Raw genomic sequence first — 22,936 nt, 5'->3', positions numbered from 1 at the left:
CCGATGCTCTACGGCCTGATCGACGGTGAACTGCGGCAGCCGCGCGCCCCCGGCGAGCGCGCGGCGTGCCGCGCCTGCGCGGGCCCGCTGCTCGCGCTGCTGCCGGGTGACGGGCCGCCGCAGTGGCGGCATGTCGCGGGCGACTGCGATGCCTGGGACGAGCCCGAGCTCGCCTGGCACGCGGCGTGGAAGGAGCGCTTCCCGGCCGCCCTGCGCGAGATCCCGCTCGAGGACCCGGCGACGAGCGAGCGCCATCGCGCCGATCTCTGCGCGCCCGGGACCGGCGGGCGGCGCACAGTGGTGGAGCTGCAGCACGCCCCGCTGCCGGAGGCCGAGATCTGGCGGCGCGAGGACTTCTACCTGCGCCAGGGCCGGCTGTACTGGCTGCTGCACGTGCACGACGAGGGGCAGGGCGCGCTGCGCACCTGCATGCAGGTCTCGATCGCCGCCGGGGGGCGCAGCGCCCGCAGCCAGGGCGCGGACTTCACCGTGCTGCGCCTGCCCGGGCGCAGCGTGCAGTTCATCGAGCAGTGGAAGCGGTCCTCGGCCTACGTGCTGCTGGACATCGGCGGGCAGCTGCACCACTTCGCCACGCGCCGCCGCTCCGAGGACCTGCTGCGGGAGCTGCAGCGCGGCGAGTTCGCGCTGCGCCCGCTCAAGACCGAGAGCTTCCTGGCGGTCGTCGCGCCGCCGGCGCCGGCTCCGCCCTGAGCGGCAGCGGGCCGGCGATCCCGCGCTCCGCCCGCGCCGCATGCCGCGCGTGCCGCGTGCGGCATCCCGACAGCAGGCAATCGCGTCTCAGCCCACCGCCTGCCCCGGCAGGTCCTGCGCGGGCGAGCGCTGCTGCAGGTAGCGCGACAGCGCGTCGTCGAGCCTCGGCAGCAGCACGGCGTTCGCGCTGCGCAGGGCGCTGTAGCTCGGGCGGGGCGCGCCGCGGCCGAGACCGGCGAATGCCCTTGCCTCCAGCCGGCTGGCATCGAGGCCCGCCAGCTGGCTTGCCTTCAGCGCCAGATCGGCCCACGTGACCGGTTCGGCGTGGGTCAGGTGCCAGATGCCCTTTTCCTTGTCGATCAGCAGGTCGAGGCAGACGTTCACCAGGTCGGGCACGTAGGTGGGCGACACGGTCACGTCGTTGGCCGCGACGAAGCGCGAGCCCGAGGCGAGCGTGCGCAGCGCGCGGGTGAGGAAGTTGTGTTCGTCCCAGGGACCGAAGAACGCGCTGGTGCGCACCACGAGCGACTCGGGGTGCGTGTCCAGCACCCGGCGCTCGGCCTCGGCCTTGCTCATGCCGTAGACGTTGATCGGCGAGACGTCGTCCGTCTCCACGTAGGGCGCGCCCTGCCGCCCGTCGAACACCAGGTCGCTCGAGAAGGTCATCAGCTGGATGCCGTGCCGCACGCAGGCGATCGCGAGCAGCGACGGGCCCTGCGTGTTCTCGCGGAAGCACCGTTCCCGCTCGAGCTCCGCCTCGTCGATCCTGACGTAGCCGCTGGCGTTGATGATGGCCCAGGGCCGGTATTTCTCGATCGCGCGCTCCACCGACGCGGGGTTGGCGATGTCCATCTCCTGCCGGCCGATGAGCCGGTAGGTGAGGTTGCGGGATTCGCAGATGCGGGCGAACGCCCGTCCCAGCGTGCCCGAGGCGCCGGTGATCAGGATCGGCTGGACCCCGGTTTCCCCCCCGACCCGATGCGTTGCCGCATGGGCGGACGCGGTGACGAGGGTGTCCACCGGAGGGCAGAAGAACCTGCCGGGCCGCCGCCACCAGCCCTGTCCCTGCAGCACGGGGTGCGACAGCGGGCGTCCCGCCGACAGCTCCCGCATCAGGCTCGCCACCGCGGTGGGGCGCGGCCGTTCCGAGCGCGCGTCGAACGGGCCCGGCTCGTAGTAGCCCTTGCAGGCGGTGACGAGGCAGTTCCAGTCGTAGGAGCCGAGCAGGGCCCAGACGGTGACGGCGCGCACGTCGGCGCCCTGCTGCCGCACCGCCTTCGCCGCCTCCCAGATCTCCAGCAGCCAGCGCAGCTGGTCCTCGCGGTTGGCGTCGATGTGCGCCTCGGTCACCGCGATCGGCAGCCGGTAGCGCTCCCAGGCCTCCTGCAGCAGCGGGCCGATGCCGGGCATCGGGCTCGCGAGCGCGCGGGGCGCCTCGATGTCGGCATGGTGGTGGCCGCGGTAGGTGCCGACGTAGCGCTCGGGATAGCGCTCGACGCGGTGGTCGATCCAGCGCTCGCTGGTGATGTAGTAGTTGACGCCGATGACGTCGGGCGGGCAGGGGTTGTCGCGGAACCACAGGAACTCGGCGGCGTCGATGCCGGTGGCGCACAGGTACTCCCACAGCGGGTGTTCCGGGTCCACCTTGCCGCACAGCAGGTCCCAGGACAGCCAGCGGCGCTCGTTGTAGAAGTCGCTCAGCTCGGCGAGCTCGGGCGTGCCGTAGGTCTTGCCCAGGTCGTCGGTCTGCACGAGCTTCGCCTGCGGGTTGACCTCCCGGATCGCGCGCATCGACAGCACCACGGCGCGGCACTGGTTCAGCAGGGCCTGGATGAAGGAGCGCTCGTCGCGGCCGTGCGGGTACCACACGCCGTACAGACCGCTGAAGCGGGCGGTGGTGAGCGGCTCGTTCACCGGCGTGTAGAGCTCGACCCAGGGGTAGCGCCGCGCGACCGCGCCGGCGAATTCCGCGAGCTGCTCCGCGAAGCCGGGGTCGACGAGGCTGGTGTGGCGCGGCCCGCTGCCGTGGTGCACGAGGCCGACGATCGGGGCGACGCCGAGATCGCGCAGCGCGGGCAGCCGCTCGTCCGGCCAGGACCAGTCGGCGCGGTCGAGTCCCTCGGGCGCGGTGCGCTCCCACAGCACGGGGTAGCGGATGGCGCGGATGCCGAGCGACGCGAAACGCTCCAGGTCGTCCCGCCGGGTGGCGTGGCCGTTCCTCTCCATCTGGCTGAAGTATTCGTCCAGCACGCGGTTGACAGTGCATTCGAGTCCGCCCCACAACTCGATCTGTCCATGAGGTGCCGGTTGGCTTGCTTCGTTCATCGGATTCCTGTGTTGGATGGGGCTGGGTGCCGTGGTTCAGGTGCTGCCGGCGCGCGGACGTGTCCGCGCGGTCCGTCGCCTGCGGTGCGCCCTGCGGACAGACGCGTCCGGTGCCGGGCGCGAGGGGTGCGCCGCAAGGGCCTTCTGCCGGGCGGCAGGGGGCCTCAGTGGGGCTGGCGCTGCAGCGGTATCACCTGGGCGGTCGAGCCGTAGCGGGGCCATCTGAATTGCCTCGAGTGCGGGTAGACGAAGATCGTCCCTGCCAGGGTGTCCTGGACGATGGCCGAGTAGGCGGCCAGGCAGGCGACCGCCCGTGCCCGCTCCCGCGCCAGCGACTCGTCCGCCTCCATGCCCAGCAGCTCCCGGCGTCTCAGCCGGCCGCGTCCGCAAATTCCGTAGATGAGGTACATGCCGCTCCCCGTTCGATGGTGACAAGCCATCGGCAAGGGGCGTGCCTCGTCGAACCGGACTTCCTGCCGGGGGGCGAGCCCGGGCCTGCCAGGGCCCGGTGGGACCGCCGGCTTTCCAGAGGCGCCATCACGCGCTCCACGGCGGGTGGCAGGGTCCGCGTCACCGGCCGGTGGCAGCCGACCTCATGGGGGGCGGGCCATTCCCGACCAGGCCCGATGCGCCTTCTCCGCCGGATACGCAGGGAGTGTCCCCCGCGGTCAGGTCACCTCGCCGCTACGGCATTCGCTCGGCGTGCAGCCGTATTTCTCCTTGAAGACACGGCTGAAATGCGCGACGTTTGCAAAACCGAAAGTCAGCGCGATCTCGGTGATCGTCCGCTCGGAGGCGTCTCCGCTGAGCAGTTCCTTGCGGCAGGCAGCGAGCCTCTGGGCCATGATGTACCCGACCACCCCGTCGGACTCCTCCGCCAGGGCGTTGTAGAGATGGCGGCGGCTGCATCCCAGTGCCTGCGCGATCTGCTCCACGTTGAGCGACGGATCGTGCAGGTGCCGCGCCACATAGGACTTGAAGCGGTCGCGCAGCGCCTCGCGTTGGGTCAGTGCGGTGCCGCGACCGGCGCGCTCGAGCAGCGTCATGTGAACGAGCTGGACGATGACGTCGGCAACGCCATCCGCAGTGGCCGAGGGCATCCCGGGCATCTCGTGGTGCGTGGAGAGCATCGTCTCCCATGCGAGACGGCTCACGCCCGAGCTGCCCGAGAAGCGCTGCACCATCAGGTCCTGCAGCGGCAGGTGGCCCCGTGGCATCTGCTCCTTCGGCACGACGATGACCAGCTGCTCCACCGGCTCGGGATTGATCACCGTGTAGGCGCGCGTCGTGTCGTAGAGGCTCCATTCGCCCGGCGACAGCCAGACCTGCCGCCCCTCCTGCTCGAACGACGCGCGGCCCTGCAACTGCGCGACGATCTTGAAGAAGCTGCGGTCGCTGCGGCGGATCTGCGGCGGCGTGCGCACCACGCGATGCCGGGAAGCCTGCAGGCGGCACAGCCTGAGCGCGCCGGCCTCGCCGGACTCGATGCGGCCCTGGAAGTTGTCGTCGCCGAAAGCGTCGGAGTCCAGGCCGCCGATCAGCTGCCAGACCGCGCCGCCCCACTGCCTCAGGCGGTCGTTCGGTGCGAGGCCGTCGGTCGAGAACAAGCTCATTTCGCTCACGGGAACTCCTCTGGCGGACGGCGCCGCCTCCATGCGCTGCGGGTTTGCCCTAGACGGCGTGCACGGACGTGCAAACCGAACTGCACGCGCAGGCAAGACCGGGCTGCGGTCCCTGCCTAGCATTCATTCATCCCAATCGACAAGGTCCGGCGCGGTGCGCCGGCACAAGGAGACAGAGATGAACGGTTCCCGTCGCGGCCTCACACGCCGCCAATTCTCGCAGGGTCTCGCAGCCGGAGCCCTCGGCGCGGGCATCGGCCTGCCCTCGCTCGCGCAGGCGCAGGGCGGCCCGGTGCGCATCGGCTACGCCATTTCCCGCACCGGCGCCTTCGCCGCCGGCGCGCAGGTGAGCCAGGAGCCGAACTACCTGCTGTGGGCCGAGCAGGTCAACGCTGCGGGGGGCCTGGACGTGCGAGGCACGAAGCGCCCGATCGAGCTGATCGGCTACGACGATCGCAGCGAGGTCGAGACCGCGGTGCGCACCTACCAGAAGCTCATGGGCAGCGACAAGGTCGACCTGATCCTGCCGCCCTGGGGCTCGGCGATGAACTTCGCGGTAGCACCCTTGGCCAACCGCATGGGCTATCCGATGCTCGCGCCGACGGCCCTGTCGCGCAAGCTCATCGACATGAACCTGCCCTACTTCTTCTCGCTGCTGCAGCAGCCCGACAAGATGATGGGCGCGCTCGTGGACATGCTGGTCGCGCAGGGCGTGAAGACGGTCGCGATCGTCTACATGGACGACCTCTTCGGTCTGGAGAACTTCGCCGCGCTCAACCTCGCGCTGAAGAAGACGAACATCGAGGTGGTCGAGCGCAAGAGCTACCCGCTCGGCATCAAGGACCTGTCGCCGGTGCTGCGCGCGATCCAGGACCGCCAGCCCGAGGCCTTCATCGGCATCACCTACCCGCCCGACACCATCCTCGCCAGCCGCCAGGCGCGCGAGATCGGCTTCAACCCGCGCTTCTTCTACGCCTCGGTCGGCACCGCCTTCCAGCTCTACCGCAACGTGCTCGGCCCCGGCACCGAGGGCGTGATCGGCATGGGCTCGTGGAACCCGAAGACCAGTCCCGGCGCGAAGGCCTACTTCGACGCGCACACGAAGAAGTTCGGCAAGGAGCCGGACCGCTGGGCCAGCGGCCATTCCTGGGCAGCACTGGAGATCCTGCAGCAGGCCGTCGCGAAGGCCGGCCTGGAGCGCAAGGCGCTGCGCGAGCACATCGCGAAGACCGAGTTCGCCACGATCCTCGGCCCGGTCAGGTTCGCCGGCAGCGAGAACGCCTCGGTCCCGGGCACCGTGAGCCAGTGGCAGAACGGCGAGTTCGAGGTGGTGTGGCCGCAGAACCGCGCGACCTCGAAGCTCGTGGCCCCGAAGCCGGCATGGAAGGCGGCATGAGCATGATGAAGCTGTCGCATCGCGCAGCGGGAGGTGCGAGATGAGCCCGACCGCCTGGGCCGAACTCGTGGCCTCGGGCCTGATCGCCGGGGGCATCTACGCCCTCGTCGCAATCGGGCTCAACCTGCAGTACGGGCTGATGCGCATCATGAACATCGCCCATGGCGAGTTCCTGATGCTCGGCGCCTTCCTCACCTGGTGGGCGCACACGGCGCTCGGCTGGTCGCCGCTCGTGTTCCTGCCCCTCGCCTTCGGCGCGCTGCTGCTGCTGGGCATGGCGGTGCACACGCTGTGCTTCCGGCCGCTCGCCGCGCGCGCTCCGAACGTGGACGTGTTCGAGGCGCGCAGCCTGATGGCGGCCTTCGGGCTGATGTTCCTGGTGCAGAACGCCGCCCTCGTGATCTGGGGCGGCGACCTGCGCGGCTACGACTTCCTGTCGCAGCCGGTGCAGGCCGCGGGCATGCGCTTCACCGCGAACAAGCTGATGGTCTTCGGCGTGGCTCTCGCGCTGAGCCTGGCGCTGATCGCGCTGTTGAAATACACGCTGCTGGGCAAGGCGGTGCGCGCGCTGATGCAGTCGCCCACCGGTGCGCAGCTCGTCGGCATCGACACCAAGCGGCTGCACCCGCTGATGTTCGGCATCGGCCTGGGCCTGTCGGGCGTGGCGGGGGCGCTGCTGAGCATGGTCTACGAGATCACGCCGTCGATGGGCGAGCCCTACACCGTCACCGCACTGATCGTCATTACGCTCGGCGGCTTCGGCAGCGTCGCGGGCAGTCTGGCCGGTGGCCTGATGCTCGGCGTGGTCGAGGCGCTCGGCATGCATTTCACCAGCCCCTCGCTCAAGATGCTGCTGTCCTACGCGGTGTTCATCGCCGTGCTGATGTGGCGTCCCAACGGACTGTTCTCCAAATGAACGCATTCAACCTCAAGACGCCCTGGCCGCTGCTGGCCGCGGCCGGCGCGGCAGCGGCCGCGCTGCCCTGGCTCGCGTCGGACTTCCTGCTCTCGGTGGCGCTGAGCTGCCTGATGTACGTGACGCTGGCGGTGAGCTGGTCGCTCTTCTGCGGCAGCACGCGCTACCTGTCGCTCGCGACCTCGGCCTTCTTCGGCATCGGCGCCTACACCAGCGCCATGCTGCTCGAAAGCCTGCCTTGGCCGCTCGTGATCGCGCTCGGCGCGGCGATCGCCGCGCTGGTGGCCGCGATCATGGGGGCGGCGGTGCTGCACCTGCGCGGCACCTACTTCGCGGTGCTGACCTTCGGCATGACGGAGCTGATCCGCCACGCGGTCACGCACTTCGAGAAGGAGTTCTCCGGCACCGTGGGCCGGGTGCTCGCGATCGTGCCCGAGGACCGCACCGTCTACCTCACCGTGCTCGTGCTCGCGCTCGGCGCGGTGGCCTGCTTGATCGTGGTGCGCCGCAGCCGCTTCGGCCTGGCGCTGGCCGGCATCGGCGCCGACGAGCAGCGCGCGCAGACGCTCGGCGTGGACACGCGCCTCGTGAAGGTCGCCGGCTTCGCGCTGACCGCGGCATTTGCCGGCGCGGTGGGCGCGGCGATGGCGGTGCGCTGGACCTACATCGACCCGCACGCAGTCTTCAACCCCTTCATCGGCTTCCAGACCGTGCTGATCGCGCTGATCGGCGGCGCGGCGAGCCTCGGGGGCCCGATCGTCGCGGCCATCGTGTTCAGCGTGCTGGCCGAGACGCTGCGGCTGCAGCTGCCCTACGCCTACATGATGGTGCTCGGCATGCTGCTGATCCTGTGTGTGCTCTACCTGCCCGACGGCCTCGCGTCGCTGTGGCGCAAGCGCCCGAAGAAGAACGAAGTCCCGGCGATGGAGGTGCAGCATGGCTGAGATCCTGCTCGAAGCCCGGGACGTGACGGTGCGCTTCGGCGGCCTGACCGCGGTGGACGCGGTGAGCGCCCGGTTCGGCGCCGGGGAACTCGTCGGCATCATCGGCCCGAACGGCGCCGGCAAGACCACCTTCTTCAACGCGATCTCGGGCGTCATTTCCCCGACCTCGGGCGAGCTGATCGCCGGCGGCACGGTTCTCACCGGCCGTGCGCCGCAGCACTACGCGGCGCAGGGTGTGGCGCGCACCTTCCAGACGCCGCGCGTCTTCGCCGGCATGACCGTGCGCGAGAACGTGCGCTTCGGCATGGAGTTCGCGGGCCGCCACCGGCGCGGCGCGGCGGGGCTCTCCACCGAGGCGGAGATCCTCGCGATGCTGGGTCTCGCGCAACTGGCGGACCGTCCTGCCAGCGAGATCACGCCCTCGCAGCAGCGGCTGCTGGAGATCGGCATGGCGCTCGGCACGCGCCCGCGCCTGCTGCTGCTCGACGAGGTGGCCGCAGGACTCACCGAGAGCGAGGTGCAGGCGATGGCGCAGCGAATCCGGCGCCTGCGCGACGAATGGGGCCTGACGGTGGTGTGGATCGAGCACGCGGTGACGACGCTATTGAAATACGTGGAGCGCGTGCTGGTGCTGCACCAGGGCCGCAAGATCGCGGACGCGACACCCGCCGAGGTGGTGCGCGATGCGCAGGTGATCGAGGCCTATCTCGGCGACGAGATGGCCGACGAGGCGATGCTGGAGGCGCAGGCATGAGGACCGCAACGAAGGCTCAGCCGACGAGCCTGGGCTGCACGATGACCGTGCGCTCGCTCTCCGCCGGCTACGCCGGCTTCCAGGTGCTGCGCGCGCTGGAGCTCGACGTGTTTCCCGGCCTGACGGTGATCGTCGGGCCGAACGGTGCGGGCAAGACGACGCTGCTGCGCGCGCTCGCCGGGCTGCTGCCGCGCGGCGGCGAGCTGCTGCTCGACGGCGAGCCGCTGGCGGGTGCGAACCCGACCGCGGCGGTCAAGCGCGGCCTCGCGCTCGTGGCCGAGGGCCGCGCGCTCTTTCCGCAGATGACGGTGACGGAAAACCTGGAACTCGGCGGCTGGCTCGTCGCCCCTGCGGAACGAAAGCGCCGCATCGCGCAGGCCTTCGAGGACTTCCCGCGATTGAAGGAGCGTGCCCAGCAGCTCGCCGGCACCATGAGCGGCGGCGAGCAGCAGATGGTGGCGGTGGCGCGCGCCATGATGAGCGCGCCGCGCCTGCTGATGCTCGACGAACCGTCGCTCGGCCTGGCGCCCCGCATGGTCGACGAGCTGCTCGCCATCGTGCGCCGCATCGCCGACCAGGGAACCACCGTGCTGATGGTCGAGCAGAACGTGCGCAAGGCGCTCGCCGTCGCCGACCACGGCCATGTGCTCGAGCGCGGCCGGCTGGTCGCCTCCGGCCCCGCGGCCGAGCTGCTGCGCTCCGACGTGATCCGCAATGCCTACCTGGGCGACGGCGCCGCGACGCCGGCCGCCCGCTCATGACGAAAGACCTGAAATGCAAGAAACCACCCTCCTGATCCGCGGCGAGCGCTGCGCGGCCACCGGCAACGCCAGCTTCGAGCGCCGCAACCCGATCAGCGGCGAAGCCGCCTCGCGCGCACCGGCGGCAACCCTCGACGACGCCCGGGCCGCCTGCGATGCCGCCGCAGCGGCCTTCCCGGCCTGGGCCGAGACGGGGCCGACCGAGCGCCGGGCGCTGCTGCTGAAGGCCGCTCACGCGCTGGAGGCGCGCGCGGACCGCTTCATCGCCGCGATGGCTGCCGAAACCGGCGCCTCTCCCGCATGGGCCGGCTTCAACGTGCATCTGGCCGCCGGCATGCTGCAGGAGGCGGCGGCGCTGACCACGCAGATCAGCGGCCAGGTGATCCCGTCCGACGTCCCGGGCAGCCTCGCGATGGGGATCCGCCAGCCGGCCGGCGTCGTGCTGGGGATCGCGCCCTGGAACGCACCGGTGATCCTCGGGGTGCGGGCCATCGCGACCCCGCTCGCCTGCGGCAACACGGTGGTCCTGAAGGGCTCGGAGCTCTGCCCGGTCACCCACGGCCTGATCGTCGAGGCCCTGATCGAGGGGGGATTCCCGGCGGGCGTGGTCAACTTCCTCACCAATGCGCCGGAAGACGCGCCGGCCATCGTCGAGGCGCTGATCGCGCACGAGGCCGTGCGGCGCGTGAACTTCACCGGCTCGACCCGGGTGGGGCGCATCATCGCCGGCACCTGCGCGAAGTACCTGAAACCCGCGGTGCTCGAGCTCGGCGGCAAGGCGCCCGTGCTCGTGCTCGACGACGCCGATCTCGACGCCGCGGTGAACGGCACGGCCTTCGGCGCCTTCGCCAACTCGGGCCAGATCTGCATGTCCACCGAGAGGATCATCGTCGACGAGGCCATCGCGGACGAGTTCGTCGCACGGCTCGCGGCCAAGGCCCGGGCCCTGCCTCTCGGCGACCCCCGCCACGGCCCGGTCGTTCTCGGCTCGGTCGTGGACATGGCCGCGGTCGAGCGCTGCAACGCGATGATCGAGGATGCGCTGGCCAAGGGCGCGACGCTGGTCTGCGGCGGCAAGGCCGACAGCACGCTGATGCCTGCCACGCTGCTCGACCGCGTCACGCCGGAGATGGCCATCTACCACGAGGAGACCTTCGGTCCCGTCAAGGGCATCGTGCGGGTGGCCGGCGTCGATGCGGCGGTCGCCTGCGCCAACGACAACCCCTTCGGCCTGTCGTCGGCGGTGTTCAGCCGGGACGTCGCGAAGGCCTGGGAGGTCGCGAGGCGCGTCCGGGCGGGCATCTGCCACATCAACGGCCCCACGGTGCACGACGAGGCGCAGATGCCCTTCGGCGGCGTGAACGACAGCGGCTACGGACGCTTCGGCGGCCAGGCCGGTGTGGCCGAGTTCACGGAGCTGCGCTGGATCACCGTCCAGACCCGTCCGCGCCACTACCCGTTCTGAGGCGGGACGCAGGCAGAAGCTCCTCGCGCCCGCGACGCCCGGCACGGGCCGGACGGCACGGGCCGGACGGCACGGGCCGCTCCCGCCGCTCAGCCCCGGCGTGCCGCGAGGAGTGCCCCGATCCGTGCCGCGAATGTCCCGGGGCTGCCGTAGCAGTCCTGGTGCGGCACGACCTGCTCGCGCCCGTCGTGCTCCAGGACGAAGGACGGGAACCCCTGCAGGCCCCAGCCCGCCATGCGCCGGCGCGTCTGCGCGATGTGCGCATCCACCGCGCCCTGCAGCGCCTTCGCCCGCGCCGCCTCGAAGTCCGTCCGGTCCAGTCCCAGCGAGGCGGCGAGCCCGGCCTGCACGTCCATGTCCGCGATGTGCAGGCCGCGGCGGTAATGGGCGTGCTGGAGGGCCTGCAGCATCGGCAGCGCCGCGGCGGGATCGATCGCCTCGGCCGCCAGCACCGCCGCGATCGCGGGGCGCGAGCCGAAGTTGGCCTGCGGGTCGGCCAGCAGGCCGTCGAGGTAGGCGGCGTCGAACACCTGCCCGCTGAGCGCGGCGATGCGCGCGTCGGCGACCCGGATGTGCTCGCGCATCGCCTGTGGCAGCGGACCGGGCGGGAACAGGCCGCCGCCGTGCAGGCGCAGCGACAGGGGCAGCGCGGCGGCGGTGCTGGCCAGCGCCTCGGCGGCATAGCACCAGCCGCAGCGCGGGTCGTGGAGGTAGTGCAGCACGGCCGCCGTCATCTCAGTACCCCAGCGTGAAGCGGCGGCGGCTGTGCGCGGGGCGCTCCAGCTCGTCGAGCATCGCGACCGCGTAGTCCTGCACCGAGATGCGGCTCACGCCGGCGGCATCCACGACGAGCTGGTCGCCGCCGAGGCGGAAGCTCCCGGTGCGCGCACCCGGCTCGATCAGCGCCGCGGGGCTGAGCATGGTCCAGTCGAGCCCGGTCTCGGTGCGCAGCAGGTTCAGCGCGTCGCGGGCGCCCTCGGCGGAGGCGCGCCATTGCGCCGGGAAGTCCGGCGAGTCCAGCACCTGCACGCCCGGCGCGACCTCGAGGCTGCCCGCGCCGCCGACCATCAGCAGGCGCGGCACGCGGCTCGTGCGCACGGCAGCGAGGATGCTGCGCACGCCCTGCAGGTAGTAGCCGCGCACGTCGCCCTGGGCGTGGCCGCTGAAGGCGCTGAGGACCGCGTCGTGGCCGTGCAGCGCATCCGCGAGCGCCGCGGTTTCCGTCACGTCGGCCTTCACGGCGCGCAGCCGCGGCTGTGCCGGCAGGCGCTCAGGGCGCGTGACCAGTGCGGTGACATGGTGGCCGCGTGCGAGGGCTTCCTGCAGCAGGGCGCTGCCGATGAAGCCGGTGGCGCCGATCAGGGCGATGTTCTGGGGAGCGGACATGGTGAAAACCTCGTGAGGGAGTGAATCGATGGCGTGATCTTGCGTCCTCCAGTCGTTCGGAAAAACAGCCCAGTCCGGAATTCACTGTCATCGGAATCCATACAATCTCTCGCATGGACCCCGCGCGCCTCGACCTCAACCAGCTGCCGATCTTCCTTGCCGTGGCGCAGGCCGGCGGCTTCACCGCGGCGGCCGCGCGGCTGGGCCTGAGCAAGGCCAAGGTCAGCTTCGCGGTCGCGCGGCTGGAGCAGCAGGTCGGCGCCAGCCTCTTCACCCGCACCACCCGGCGCGTGTCGCTCACGGAGACCGGCCGCGCCCTGTACGAGCGCTGCGCCGCGCCGCTGGCGGCCATCCTGGACAGCGTCTCGGAGGTGCAGGAGGGCCGGCAGGCCCTGGCCGGGGCGCTGCGCATCGCCTGCACCTCGGACTTCCTGGCGCAGGGCCTGGCCGGCGCCATCGTCGAGTTCATGCGGCTGCACCCGCTGGTGCAGGTCGATCTGCGCGCGAGCGACCAGGTGGTCCACCCGGTGGAGACCGGCATCGACCTGGCCTTTCGCGTCGGCTGGCTGCGGGACTCGTCGCAGCGCGCGGTCCGGCTGGGTGACTTCGGACAGGTGGTCGCGGCCTCGCCTGCCTACCTGCAGCGCCTCGGCGCGGAGCTGACGCACCCCGAGCAACTGGTCGCGCTGGAGTGGGTCGCGCTGAGCCTGCTGGACGCACCGCTGACCTGGACCTTCACCGCGCCGGACGGCAGCACCTGCACGGTGCGCATGCGCAGCCGCCTGCGGGTCGACTCGGCCCGGGGCCTGCGCACCCTGATCGAGGGGGGCGCAGGCGTGGCCGTGCTGGATTCGCTGAGCGCCGAGGCGGGCCTGCGCGAGGGCCGGCTGCTGCGGCTGCTGCCGCAGTGGCAGCTGCCGGCCGGCGGGATCCATGCGGTCTATCCGCCGGGACGCGGCATCTCGCCGCTCGCACGGGCCTTCGTGGAGTTCTACCGCAGCCGCGTCACCCCCGCTCCTGCACGGAGCACGCGGCCGAAGGCACCTCGGGGCTGAGTCCCGGCGGGGTTCCGGGCGAGCCGCAGGGCCGTCATCGGGCGGCACCGGCGGATCTCCGCGCCGCCCGGGCGCGAGGTCCTACCGCCCCTCCGGCTCCGCGATGCAGCGCCGGATCACCGGCGGCTCGGCGCCGATGTGGAACTGCAGCCGCCGCTCGCGCAGCGCGGCGTCGGCGGCGGTGGTGCGGTCGAAGCGGCGCAGGTGCTCGGTCCACGACTCGTCGATCAGGTGCTCGATGTAGCGGCTGCTGTCGGCGGTGTCGCGGAACAGCTCGCACGACAGCGCGCCCTGCTTGAGCCGCGCGCGCCGCGTCTCGGCCATCACGGCACGGAATTCCGCCGCGCGCGCCGGGTCGATCCGGTACTCGATCGTGATCAGCACCGGGCCTGCGTCGGGGTCCACGGGCTCGGCGGTCACCGGCAGCGACGCGAGCCGCGCCGGGCGCAGGTCCTCCTCTTCCGCCACGTTCTCGCCGTAGCCGCGGGCGAACCACAGCGCCGCGACCCCGGTCGCCGCCGCGGCGATCAGGCTGGCCTGCACGTCGATCACGTTCGCGACCTGGCCCCACACCGCGGCGCCGAGGGCGGAGCTGCCCATCAGCGCCATCTGGTAGACCGACATGCCGCGCGCGCGCACCCAGTCGGGCAGCGCCATCTGCGCCGTCACGGTCAGCGAATTGGCCACCGAGATCCAGGCCGCGCCGCTGATCACCATCACCGGCGCGGCGACGAAGACGTTCGGCGCGAACGCCAGTCCCACGGTCGCCGCCGCCTGCACGAGGCTGCCGCCGAGCAGCAGCTGGTCGCGGCCGAAGCGGCGGCGCAGCTGCTGCATGCCGAGCGCCGCGGCGATCGCCCCGGCGCCGAGCGAGGACAGCAGCAGCGTGAACGTGCCGGCGTCGCCGCCGGGCAGCCCCTTGGCCACCAGCGGCAGCAGCGACATCGTCGCCGCGGCCTGGAAGAAGAACAGCGACACGCGCATCAGCACGAAGTGCATGCGCGGCGACTGCCGCACGTGCTGCAGGCCGACGCGCATCGCGCCGACGAAGCGCTCGCCGGGCAGGCCGCTCGGCCTGGCCTCGCGCCGCCAGCGCATGATGACGAAGCCGGTGGCGACCGACAGCACCGCGTTGAGCACGAAGACCCAGGTGCTGCCGGCACTCGCGATCAGCGCGCCGGCCAGCAGCGGCCCGAAGATGCGCGAGGCGTTCATCGCCACGCCGTTGAGCGCGAGCGCCGCCGGCAGCTGCGGCCGCGGCACGATCTCCGGCACGATCGCGGCGAACACCGGCCAGCGCATCGCGAGCCCGATGCCGTTGGCGAAGGTCAGCACCAGCAGCAGCGACGGCGTCATCGAGCCGGTGGCGAGCGCCGCGCAGGCCAGCAGCGAGACGCCGGCGACCCAGAACTGCGTGGCCATGAAGTAGCGGCGGCGGTCGAGGATGTCGGCGAGCGCGCCGCTCGGCAGCCCGAGCAGGAACACCGGCAGCGTCGAGGCGGTCTGGACCAGCGCGACCATGCCGGGGGAGCCGCTCAGCGTGGTCATCAGCCACGCCGCCGCGACGTCGTTCATCCACATGCACATGTTCGCGGTCAGCCACGCGAGCCACAGCATGCGGAACACCGGTCCGCTCAGCGGCTCGAGCGCGGTGCCCTCGCGGCGGGCCGGGGCGGGGGGCGGGGTGGGTTCGGCGGAGGGCGGGATGCTCAAGGCGGTCGGATCGGGAGACGGCGCAGAGGGCATTGTCGCGGCGCGCGCTTGTCCGCGCACCGGGCGGGCACGCCCCCGGCCCGGCCGGATCAGAACACGCCCAGCGCGAGGCCGAGCGCGAGCGCGGCGCCGAGTTCCGCGCAGCGGGCCAGCTCCTGGGCAGCGATGCGCTTGGGCGCGAGGATCGCCTCGGGCGTCTGCGCGTGCGTGAGGACGATCAGCGGCTCGGCGACGGCACGCAGCCGCCAGCCGGTGACGATGCGCTCGATCTGTCGCGCCGCGCCGCGGCCGTCGCTGCCGGCGCACACCAGCGTCGCGTAGGGGCGGCCCTCGATGCGGCCGAGCGCCGGGTAGTAGCTGCGGCTTAGCCACCCGCGAGTTGCCAACCATGGACATTTGAGATTTCCTTGTCCTGACAGGAGTTTGGCACAACTCTCGATGTCCATGCGATTTTTCAAAAAAAGGTGGTTTTTTAACCTTCTGTGTCCATGGAGAATACTGCCTCTGTTTCGTATCGATGTAGCAACAAAAGAATTCATGCCTTTCCGCAATCTCGTTCCGTTATGCGTGCAGAAACCGCTAGGTTCTGTTTGACAGGGTGGTCTGGAGGGGCTCTGTTGCACAAATGGCGGTGCCGGCAGGCCGGGGAGCGGCGCTTGACAGCCTCGGTAGGCTGAAGGCGTGACGAAGCAAGAAGACAAGACGAAGCGCCGCTACAAGACCACGAACTGGGCGCAGTACAACGCGGCGCTCAAAGCGCGGGGCTCGCTGCTGGTGTGGCTCGACCGGGACATGCAGTGGCTGGCCGCGCCGCAGGCCAGGCGAGGGCGCAACCGGACCTTCTCGGACGCGGCGATGCAGTTCTGCCTGAGTGTGAAGTGCCTGTTTGGCCTGGCCCTGCGCCAGAGCATCGGGATGGTGGAGAGCTTGCTCAAGCTCGCAGGGCTGGACTGGCCGGTGCCGGACTTCAGCACGCTGAGCCGCCGCCAGAAGGACTTGCAGGTCCATATCGACTATCGGGCCAGCCCGGCGTTGCACCTGCTGGTGGACAGCACCGGCGTGAAGATGCTGGGCGAAGGCGAGTGGAAGCGTAAGAAGCACGGGGCCGACTACGCCCGGCGCTGGCTCAAGGTGCATCTGGGCATCGATGCGCAGAGCCTGGAGATCCGAGCCATCGAGGTCACCGACAGCTCGGTGGGCGACGCGCCGATGCTGCCAGCGCTGCTGCAGCAAGTGGGCGGGACCATCGCCAGCGTCAGTGCCGACGGCGCCTACGACACACGAAGCTGCCATGAGGCCATTGCGCAACGCCAGGCCGCGGCCGTGATTCCCACGCGCAGCAACGCGCGGCAGTGGAAGAAGAAGCTGACGGCGGGTGCACTGGCCCGTAACGAGACGATGCGCGTGATCCAGCGCCTGGGACGCAGCATCTGGAAGACCTGGAGCGGCTACCACCGCCGCAGCCTTGTCGAGACCAAGATGCGCTGCTTCAAGCTGCTGGGCGAGCGCGTCATGGCCCGCACCTTCGATCGTCAGGTCGCGGAGTTGCAGGTGCGCGCCGCACTGCTCAACCGCTTTACCGCCCTCGGCCGGCCACAAACGATGGCCGTGGCGTAACTCCGTCCGGGGTCAGGGGAAGCTCGTTCTCAATTCATTTGTGCAACAGAGCCGTCCGGCACCACCAAGCACCACCTGCCTCAAGCTTGAAAGGTGCGGTTTATTGAAGCAATTTTTAATGCAAGTATAGGCATCACGACCTTGCCAAATAAAAGACAAGGCCGGTCGGCGAAAATCAACTACCAGCAAATGAAGTTGCAGCTTTTATCGGCACCATATTGGTCGGCTTTGGCTTCAATCTTTCTGTTCGATTTTTTCATGGCGCGACTTTTTATCTGCAGGGGATATTTACGGGGCTGTTGCAGAAAACATCAATTTGGGAATCTTTATTTTTGATCGAATTAACAGAGCTTTTTTTCATTGCCAAAGTATTTAGATAATAAGAAAAAACACGAAACACGACCAAGAAGCCGCGCCCGTTTAAAAATGACGCCAATTGGGCGTCATGGATTATAACGCAAACAGGCGCCGACGTCAATGCAGGAATATTAAGGGCACCCCCATTTGGCAAGGCCGGCAAGACTAACTGACCCGCAACTTCAAGTTGTTAGCTTTAATGGAAATCTTTTTTGAATGGTTCGCCCCCCCTAGGACGCCTTCTATTTTAGAAGAGTTGGCTTTGACTTCAAACACACCATCAAACCCATCGTTTCTCATAACATTAATCTTTGCGTTGTTGGATTTTATTTTCGCTCCCGCAAGCTCTTGAGTAGCAGAGAATTCAAGCCGAAGATTGTTCGACTCCAAATTAATGCTCTTAATGGAAACATCTGGAGCGCAGCGTGCCTTGAGGTTGTTGCCCCTCAAGTCCAATTCCCCAACAGCCATTCCTTCAAACAAAAAATCGGCATTCTCCGTAATTGCTAGAATATTTTTGAAAGAAGGCGGGAGTGCTACCTCTACAAAAATAGCGCCATCATCGCTCGACTCCTCGCCGGATAAAAATGTCGCTTTGCTTATGACGCCTTTTATTGCGCCCCAAAACCCCTCTCTTCCATTGATGGAATCAAAAAAAGCTTTTGCTCGCTCCCTCTGACGCTCGGAGTTCTCCTGGTCATTAATATTTAAATCAACCTCGGCTTCCTTGAATGACAATGACGCCACAACTGCGCTCGATTGACTGACAACCGAAATCTCCCCATTACCATCACTCACTCCGACAAGCTTAACAAAGACCTTTCCGTTGGCGCGCAATGTAAATTTCTGTCTAGAGTCAATCGTAAATTTGTTATTCATTTCCAGGCTCCATCATTTCATTATAAAATATAATTTTTTCTACTTTGTCTTGAGGGTTGAGTTTGTCAGGCGGGCATATCTGTTTTTTTTCTTGAATATTAATTAATGGGCAGGCCGAACTGTTGCACTGCATTGAAAAATGGCAGGTGTTGCATTCATTTTTTCCAAAAATTGAGGGCCTTGTCCACAAATCCCAGTTGCCGTTAAGCTCCAAAGTGCCGTCAACTTTTAGTTCGCCAACTGTATTCAGTGGATTGTCAATTGCAACCGTGCATTTTTGCAACTTCATATCTGGGAATACAACTAAACTATTGGGCCTCCCCGCATAACATGCGGAGCCACCCACGCCAACCCAAGTGCTAATGTCACCCAGTCGAAGTCCCGAATTTATAATGTCGCGCTCGTAATCCTCTTTTAGAGCGCCCCCTTTCTTTGGTGAGCAAAGGTAATCTGATTCAGGTTTGGGGGATCCATTCAGGCCACTGTAATCCCCAATCTGCCTAGGGAGAACAGAGAAGCGCCCGTCCTTGCCAATCAAGGACTTGATTTTCTCGATAAAGGCATATCTCTTCGATTCCTGGGCAGATTTTTCATTGAAATTAATTCGAATAAGTACATTCAAATTATCAAGCCCCTCCATTTTTGCCATTAACGCAAGCGCGCGCCAAACAAGTTCAAAGGTGGGCTTCCCATTGTTGGCAATTCTAAGCTTGTTATGGTCTTCCGGGAGGCCATCTATCGTAATTTGATAGGATCTCAATCCATTATCATAGAGGCCTCTTATCAGATCCTCGCTAAGCAGAGATCCATTTGTGGTGGCACTAGACTTGAAGCTTATCTCAATCTCCCTGCATAAATCCATAACCCTTTTGTTTAGCTCCAGAATAAATTTGCTGTTTAACAGCGGCTCGCCCCCAAAATATTCTATATGGAGCATTTTGGGGTGTTTTCTTCGCACCAATGCAAGAATTGCATTTATATGCATTTCCCCCATTCTTGATTTTTGCGCATGATCCTCATAGCAATAAACGCATGAGAAGTTGCAGGCCTGATCGACCGGCAAAACTATTAGGTGCAAAATATCATCGGAGCGAATTTTGTTATAAGAAAGCAACACCTCATTTATTGTTTCCTCCCTATTTTTCACAAGAAATTTATTTTCCAGCAGCCAGTTGAAATCATCATGGCTTCCCTGATATAAAAAGGGCTCAACCACAGATTCGGAGCGTTCTTTTATTTTATATATCGGGTGTTCCTTATCATAGATTGACGCGTACTCGCCATTGGTCCAGTTGTATAGAACCCAATCACCATCAATGTTTTTGTGGGCGGTTACGGAGTGAGAAATATGATAGGCCATGGGATGATTGTATTGGGGTTGGAAATAAACCAGAGAGTTGGATTGTTGGGTTTTGTTAATTAACAAACTGATTGCTGCCCCTATCGAGGCACTTAATTAGTGCATTGACATTGACGGCAGCACAAAAGCTGTTCTTGAAGAAGGAGTGAACTTGCACAGGTTCCGGGCCACATACCTTAGAACTCAGAAGGTCCCACATATGCGAGACGAGGCATTGCATGTCATCCGTGTCAGCAATCTGTATACGCGACCACCCCTGACGTCTTGCAGCATGTTGAAATCCTGCGGGGCTTGAAGATGGTGAAGATGAACAGCGAGGCCAACTTTATTGAGCTCTCAGGTACATATGCGGGAGAACTGTCCACAGATTTTGCGTAAGGCTTTCTTGGCACTACCGACATTGCGTTTGATGATCCCCTCAAGTCTGCCATCAATCGGTCTGGCCTTGAACTTCAGCAAGAGTGTCTCGCCTGCCTAGTAAAGTACACTAATGTCAACTTTGTCGCGACGCCTTCCCGGTGTCCTGGCAACAGAGTGGGGCACGCAAGCGTCCGACAGGACGCGCTCTAGCCTCGACGACAACTCCAACTCCAGGCGGTCTCTGACGCTGAGGGCCGACTTTGACGAGGATGCGGGGGAAATGCGGACCATGAAGATCGGGATACTGAAAGTGCTAGAATGTAACACGACTATCAAGCCAGTGAAGTGCTGACACCACACCTCTACTGTGCATTTTTAAGGAATCCAGAGAAATTTTCCTTATTTCAATTGTTTGGCGTGAATCGTAATGGCTTTATTTTACATATCACCCTCCTGTCACGAGCGCCTGCTTCAGGCGGTGTGGCGCCGACCGAGGGCACTAGGTGTGCAGTCCTGGGAAGTCATGGTGCATCATTGACTGCTCAGCAGGAGGATGCGCTAAGGCAGCAAGCCTTCATGGCTCAGCCCGCACGACGCCGCGAATTCGAGCCGAACTCTAAGCGTCGCAAGAGACGACCCGCTCCCTGGCCGCCCGATACGGGCTGAACGAGAAGACGGTGGCGAAGTGGCGACGGCGGACCACGACTGCCGATGCACCGATCGGAACGACGAAGCCCCATTGCGCCAGTCTCAGCGAAGCCGAGGAAGCGGCGGTAGTGGAGCTGCGGCGCAGGACGCTCTTGCCCCTGGACGCTGTCCTGGGGTGCCTACGCGAGACGTTCCCGCAGCTCAGCCGCAGTGCACTGCACCGCAGCCTGGTACGCCATGGCATCAGCCGGCTACCGCGCAGCGAGAAGGACTCCAAGCGAGGGCGTTTTTCCGAGACGCCGATCGGCTACGTGCACATCGATAGCAGCGAACTCGCCTGGCTCAGGGCAAGCTGCACATGTTCCTGGCGATCGACCGTGTCTCGAAGTTCACCCACGTTGCCTTCTTTTACACGACCACGAAGCTCAACGGCGCGGCCTTCCTGCAGGAGGTTGTGGAGGCCTTCCCGTACAAGATCCTCACGGTGCTGACCGGCAATGGCATGGCCTTCGCCGAGCACCTCAGGTACAGGCGCACTGGGCAGTCCTCAACAGGTCGCCGGTTAAGTTAGCTGCACGGGGCGATGCAGAACAGCACTGCATAAGGAGGATCTGCCGGTTCAACGGCCGGGCAGCCTTATCGGCGGAGGGCGAAGCCCATCCAACTCCTGCTGCAGAATCTCAACCTGCTCAGTCAGATCGACGATGTGCGCGATGGCACTTGCAAGCACCGACTGAATCTGATCGCGCTGTCGAACTGCATCATCGAGCCGCTCCTGCAGGGACCTGTTGGCGTTTCGCTGCTTCTTGGCCTTCTTGGCAGTGGACTGCTCGGCGCCATTGTGGTTCTCGACGTAGTCTTGGATCTGGGCAATGAGCACAGGGAATCGTGCCTTCTTGAGGGCCGACGGGTCACAGCCGGCCTCCCTGGCCACATTGTTCTGGGTGACGGGCGTCCCAGGTGGCAGCACCTTCGGATCGCCTGCCTTCAAGCGCTCGAAGGCTTGGCGGAAGCGCTCTTCCGCGCTCTTTGGTTCATCGGGCAGAAATGGCATTGAAGTAGTTCTCCATTGCGACACGCTCGGCAGCGAGCGCCTTGTAGCGCGGGCTGTTCTTGGGCAGCCGTTCCATCTCCCCAATTACTCGGCGATGGTCGGCGCGTACCTGCGGTTCCTTCTCGCGGTCATAGATGGCTTCCGCGCATGGCTTGCGGCCGTCTCCGCCCGCGCAGTGCGCGACCGACTCGATGCCGCCGTACTCACAGGCCCCACCCAACATGCATCCACCCAAGCGAGTCTGACGGTAGGGGGTCGTCCCTCTCTTTGCCATTGCGATCAGTTCTTTCTCGGTCTTCACGCTGATCACTCTCGTGACGAGCGCATCCTTGCGCTCCTGGGAGTGCGGCGAGATGAACCGTTCTTCGCTGGAGACCTTCTTGATTGTCTTGGCCTGCGCCTCGTACATCGCATTCACTAAGGTTTTCTCAACCTCCTGGTTCAAGTGCAGGCGGGTGTGGTTGCTGCCGTAGTAGAGGGGCATCAGGCGCGAGCAGTGCTTCATCAGCTGCTGCATCGTGCTGTCCGAGATGATCCCCGAGGCGAACATGTTCACGGCGCCGGTGCGCCGGTACTGGTGCCACCTCAGCGGCCAAACCTCGCCGACGGCATAGATGTCGGGAGACAGACGGAGGGAGGGCGTGATTTGCAGCGCTATATTCAAGTCCTCGGCCGTTATCCTCATCCGCTCCTGATCGAGCAGCAGCGGGTACGACTTGAGGATGAGTGAAAAGTCTCCGAGCGTCGACCGAATGCCATACGGCTTCGCCTTCCCTGATCCGGAACTCCAAGGCTCGGTCGCGTTGTTCCACAGGTAGGGATCCTCCTGGTCCGAGGCGCTGGGGCGGATCACTGGATGCGCAACGTCGCTCGACATCCTCAAGCGTGCAATGGCCGAGACGGCCTCAACGGCGATCTCGACGCTCGGGCTGGTCACCCACCTCGCGTCCGAATCTGGGTCGGTCTTGGTGGTCTCGCCGCAGATGATAGGCACCCGGCCGAGCTTCTCGTCTTCCTCCCAGAGCAGGCAGGATGCTCTGAGCGCCGCGACCTCCTCCTTGCGCTGCAGCGTGAAGTTGGCGATGTACGCCAGCCCGGCGGCAGTAACGAGTGACAGGTAGGACGAGAAATACGAGACCCAATCGATCTCCTGGCCCCCTGTAATCCACTTCTTCAGCAGGCCAGCGATGCCGAAGCGGCTGGCCGTCTCAGGGAACTTGCCCTGGTAGGTGCAGCTTTTCCATTGGAGGCAAGTCAACGAGAAGGGATTCTTTTGACTATTCTTTCCCAAGGTGAGCGCCACCTCCAGCGACCCGTAGTTCGCGATATAGGCGTCAAGACAAAACCGGAAGCACGCCTCGACTTGTGACCTGTGCTCTAGGAAATCCGCCAAGCACTCGCGCAGGCGCTCCACCTGGTACACCCAGATACGCGGCGGAATGTACGGAGTCTGCTTACCGTCGTGATCGGGCGAGGCCGCAGCCAGCCTCTTCAGCCCCTCTGGGTCCACGAGGGTGAAGCCAAGCGCTTCACGGGCGTCATAGAGCCGGTGGAGGGGCTCTGTTGCACAAATGGCGGTGCTGTCGGTTAGGGCGCGGCGCTTGACAGCCTCG

Annotated in this window: 19 protein-coding genes and 2 pseudogenes; 10 read left to right on the top strand and 11 right to left on the bottom strand. The window is 66.1% G+C overall.

What is annotated here, in order from left to right:
- Positions 1–3 precede the first annotated feature (3 nt).
- Positions 4–711 (top strand): competence protein CoiA family protein, encoded by a 708-nt coding sequence (locus tag D3A59_RS16350; RefSeq protein WP_119156165.1) that lies wholly within the window; start codon positions 4–6, stop codon positions 709–711.
- Positions 712–798: 87 nt separating this feature from the next.
- On the opposite strand, the gene D3A59_RS16345 is transcribed toward D3A59_RS16350, so the two are convergent.
- The 3 genes from D3A59_RS16345 to D3A59_RS16335 form a co-directional block, all read right to left on the bottom strand.
- Positions 799–3,036, bottom strand: a complete 2,238-nt coding sequence (locus D3A59_RS16345; RefSeq protein ID WP_119156163.1) for a sugar nucleotide-binding protein — start codon at positions 3,034–3,036, stop codon at positions 799–801.
- A gap of 164 nt (positions 3,037–3,200) precedes the next feature.
- Positions 3,201–3,446, bottom strand: a complete 246-nt coding sequence (locus tag D3A59_RS16340) for a hypothetical protein (protein ID WP_119156161.1) — start codon at positions 3,444–3,446, stop codon at positions 3,201–3,203.
- Positions 3,447–3,704: 258 nt separating this feature from the next.
- Positions 3,705–4,649, bottom strand: coding sequence for an AraC-like ligand-binding domain-containing protein (locus D3A59_RS16335; RefSeq protein WP_240636091.1), 945 nt, complete (start codon positions 4,647–4,649; stop codon positions 3,705–3,707).
- A 187-nt stretch (positions 4,650–4,836) separates the two neighbouring features.
- Between D3A59_RS16335 and D3A59_RS16330 the strand changes: the two genes are divergently transcribed.
- The 6 genes from D3A59_RS16330 to D3A59_RS16305 are packed head-to-tail and all read left to right on the top strand — an operon-like array spanning position 4,837 to position 10,894.
- Positions 4,837–6,054, top strand: coding sequence for an amino acid ABC transporter substrate-binding protein (locus D3A59_RS16330; RefSeq protein ID WP_119156157.1), 1,218 nt, complete (start codon positions 4,837–4,839; stop codon positions 6,052–6,054).
- Between the two features lie 40 nt (positions 6,055–6,094).
- Positions 6,095–6,970 carry a branched-chain amino acid ABC transporter permease gene (locus D3A59_RS16325; RefSeq protein ID WP_119156155.1) on the top strand — a complete coding sequence of 292 codons (876 nt, stop codon included), beginning with the start codon at positions 6,095–6,097 and terminating at the stop codon, positions 6,968–6,970.
- Positions 6,967–7,914: a branched-chain amino acid ABC transporter permease gene (locus D3A59_RS16320; protein ID WP_119156154.1), complete on the top strand. Its 948-nt coding sequence runs from the start codon at positions 6,967–6,969 to the stop codon at positions 7,912–7,914. Before D3A59_RS16325 ends, D3A59_RS16320 begins: the two co-directional genes overlap by 4 nt.
- Positions 7,907–8,668, top strand: coding sequence for an ABC transporter ATP-binding protein (locus tag D3A59_RS16315; protein WP_119156152.1), 762 nt, complete (start codon positions 7,907–7,909; stop codon positions 8,666–8,668). Before D3A59_RS16320 ends, D3A59_RS16315 begins: the two co-directional genes overlap by 8 nt.
- Positions 8,665–9,429: an ABC transporter ATP-binding protein gene (locus D3A59_RS16310; protein ID WP_240636087.1), complete on the top strand. Its 765-nt coding sequence runs from the start codon at positions 8,665–8,667 to the stop codon at positions 9,427–9,429. The genes D3A59_RS16315 and D3A59_RS16310 overlap by 4 nt, the downstream gene beginning before the upstream one ends.
- 13 nt (positions 9,430–9,442) lie before the next feature.
- Positions 9,443–10,894 carry an aldehyde dehydrogenase gene (locus D3A59_RS16305; protein ID WP_119156148.1) on the top strand — a complete coding sequence of 484 codons (1,452 nt, stop codon included), beginning with the start codon at positions 9,443–9,445 and terminating at the stop codon, positions 10,892–10,894.
- An 89-nt stretch (positions 10,895–10,983) separates the two neighbouring features.
- Here D3A59_RS16305 and D3A59_RS16300 read toward each other — a convergent pair whose 3' ends face one another.
- Both D3A59_RS16300 and D3A59_RS16295 read right to left on the bottom strand, forming a co-directional pair.
- The gene (locus D3A59_RS16300; RefSeq protein WP_119156146.1) at positions 10,984–11,628 is read right to left on the bottom strand and encodes a DsbA family protein; all 645 of its coding nucleotides are present in this window, start codon (positions 11,626–11,628) and stop codon (positions 10,984–10,986) included.
- 1 nt (position 11,629) lies between these two features.
- The gene (locus tag D3A59_RS16295) at positions 11,630–12,280 is read right to left on the bottom strand and encodes an NAD(P)-dependent oxidoreductase (RefSeq protein WP_119156144.1); all 651 of its coding nucleotides are present in this window, start codon (positions 12,278–12,280) and stop codon (positions 11,630–11,632) included.
- A gap of 113 nt (positions 12,281–12,393) precedes the next feature.
- Here D3A59_RS16295 and D3A59_RS16290 point away from each other — a divergent pair, with 113 nt between their 5' ends.
- The gene (locus D3A59_RS16290) at positions 12,394–13,335 is read left to right on the top strand and encodes a LysR family transcriptional regulator (RefSeq protein ID WP_119156142.1); all 942 of its coding nucleotides are present in this window, start codon (positions 12,394–12,396) and stop codon (positions 13,333–13,335) included.
- Positions 13,336–13,416: 81 nt separating this feature from the next.
- Here D3A59_RS16290 and D3A59_RS16285 read toward each other — a convergent pair whose 3' ends face one another.
- Both D3A59_RS16285 and D3A59_RS16280 read right to left on the bottom strand, forming a co-directional pair.
- The gene (locus D3A59_RS16285; protein ID WP_119156140.1) at positions 13,417–15,081 is read right to left on the bottom strand and encodes an MFS transporter; all 1,665 of its coding nucleotides are present in this window, start codon (positions 15,079–15,081) and stop codon (positions 13,417–13,419) included.
- Positions 15,082–15,137: 56 nt separating this feature from the next.
- Positions 15,138–15,410: pseudogene (locus D3A59_RS16280) on the bottom strand (flavodoxin family protein); the annotation flags it as partial.
- Between the two features lie 319 nt (positions 15,411–15,729).
- Here D3A59_RS16280 and D3A59_RS16275 point away from each other — a divergent pair.
- On the top strand, positions 15,730–16,665 hold the full coding sequence (locus tag D3A59_RS16275; RefSeq protein ID WP_119156138.1) for an IS5 family transposase: 936 nt from the start codon (positions 15,730–15,732) through the stop codon (positions 16,663–16,665).
- 522 nt (positions 16,666–17,187) lie between these two features.
- On the opposite strand, the gene D3A59_RS25455 is transcribed toward D3A59_RS16275, so the two are convergent.
- Both D3A59_RS25455 and D3A59_RS16270 read right to left on the bottom strand, forming a co-directional pair.
- Positions 17,188–17,901 carry a hypothetical protein gene (locus D3A59_RS25455; RefSeq protein ID WP_157991559.1) on the bottom strand — a complete coding sequence of 238 codons (714 nt, stop codon included), beginning with the start codon at positions 17,899–17,901 and terminating at the stop codon, positions 17,188–17,190.
- Positions 17,894–19,261 (bottom strand): radical SAM protein, encoded by a 1,368-nt coding sequence (locus D3A59_RS16270; protein WP_119156245.1) that lies wholly within the window; start codon positions 19,259–19,261, stop codon positions 17,894–17,896. The genes D3A59_RS25455 and D3A59_RS16270 overlap by 8 nt, the downstream gene beginning before the upstream one ends.
- Positions 19,262–20,154: 893 nt before the next feature.
- On the opposite strand from D3A59_RS16270, the pseudogene D3A59_RS26415 reads away from it, so the two are divergent.
- Positions 20,155–20,816: pseudogene (locus D3A59_RS26415) on the top strand (transposase family protein); the annotation flags it as partial.
- 72 nt (positions 20,817–20,888) lie between these two features.
- Here the strand turns inward: D3A59_RS26415 and D3A59_RS16260 are convergent.
- On the bottom strand, positions 20,889–21,323 hold the full coding sequence (locus tag D3A59_RS16260; protein ID WP_119156134.1) for a hypothetical protein: 435 nt from the start codon (positions 21,321–21,323) through the stop codon (positions 20,889–20,891).
- Positions 21,304–22,936: hypothetical protein (locus D3A59_RS16255; RefSeq protein WP_119156132.1), on the bottom strand; the 1,633-nt coding region annotated here is incomplete at its 5' end. The genes D3A59_RS16260 and D3A59_RS16255, both read right to left, overlap by 20 nt.

Origin of the sequence: Caldimonas tepidiphila (assembly GCF_003569765.1) — a bacterium.
In the GTDB taxonomy this organism is placed as follows: Bacteria; Pseudomonadota; Gammaproteobacteria; order Burkholderiales; family Burkholderiaceae_C; genus Caldimonas; species Caldimonas tepidiphila.
This window is presented reverse-complemented; position numbering and strand designations above follow the sequence as displayed.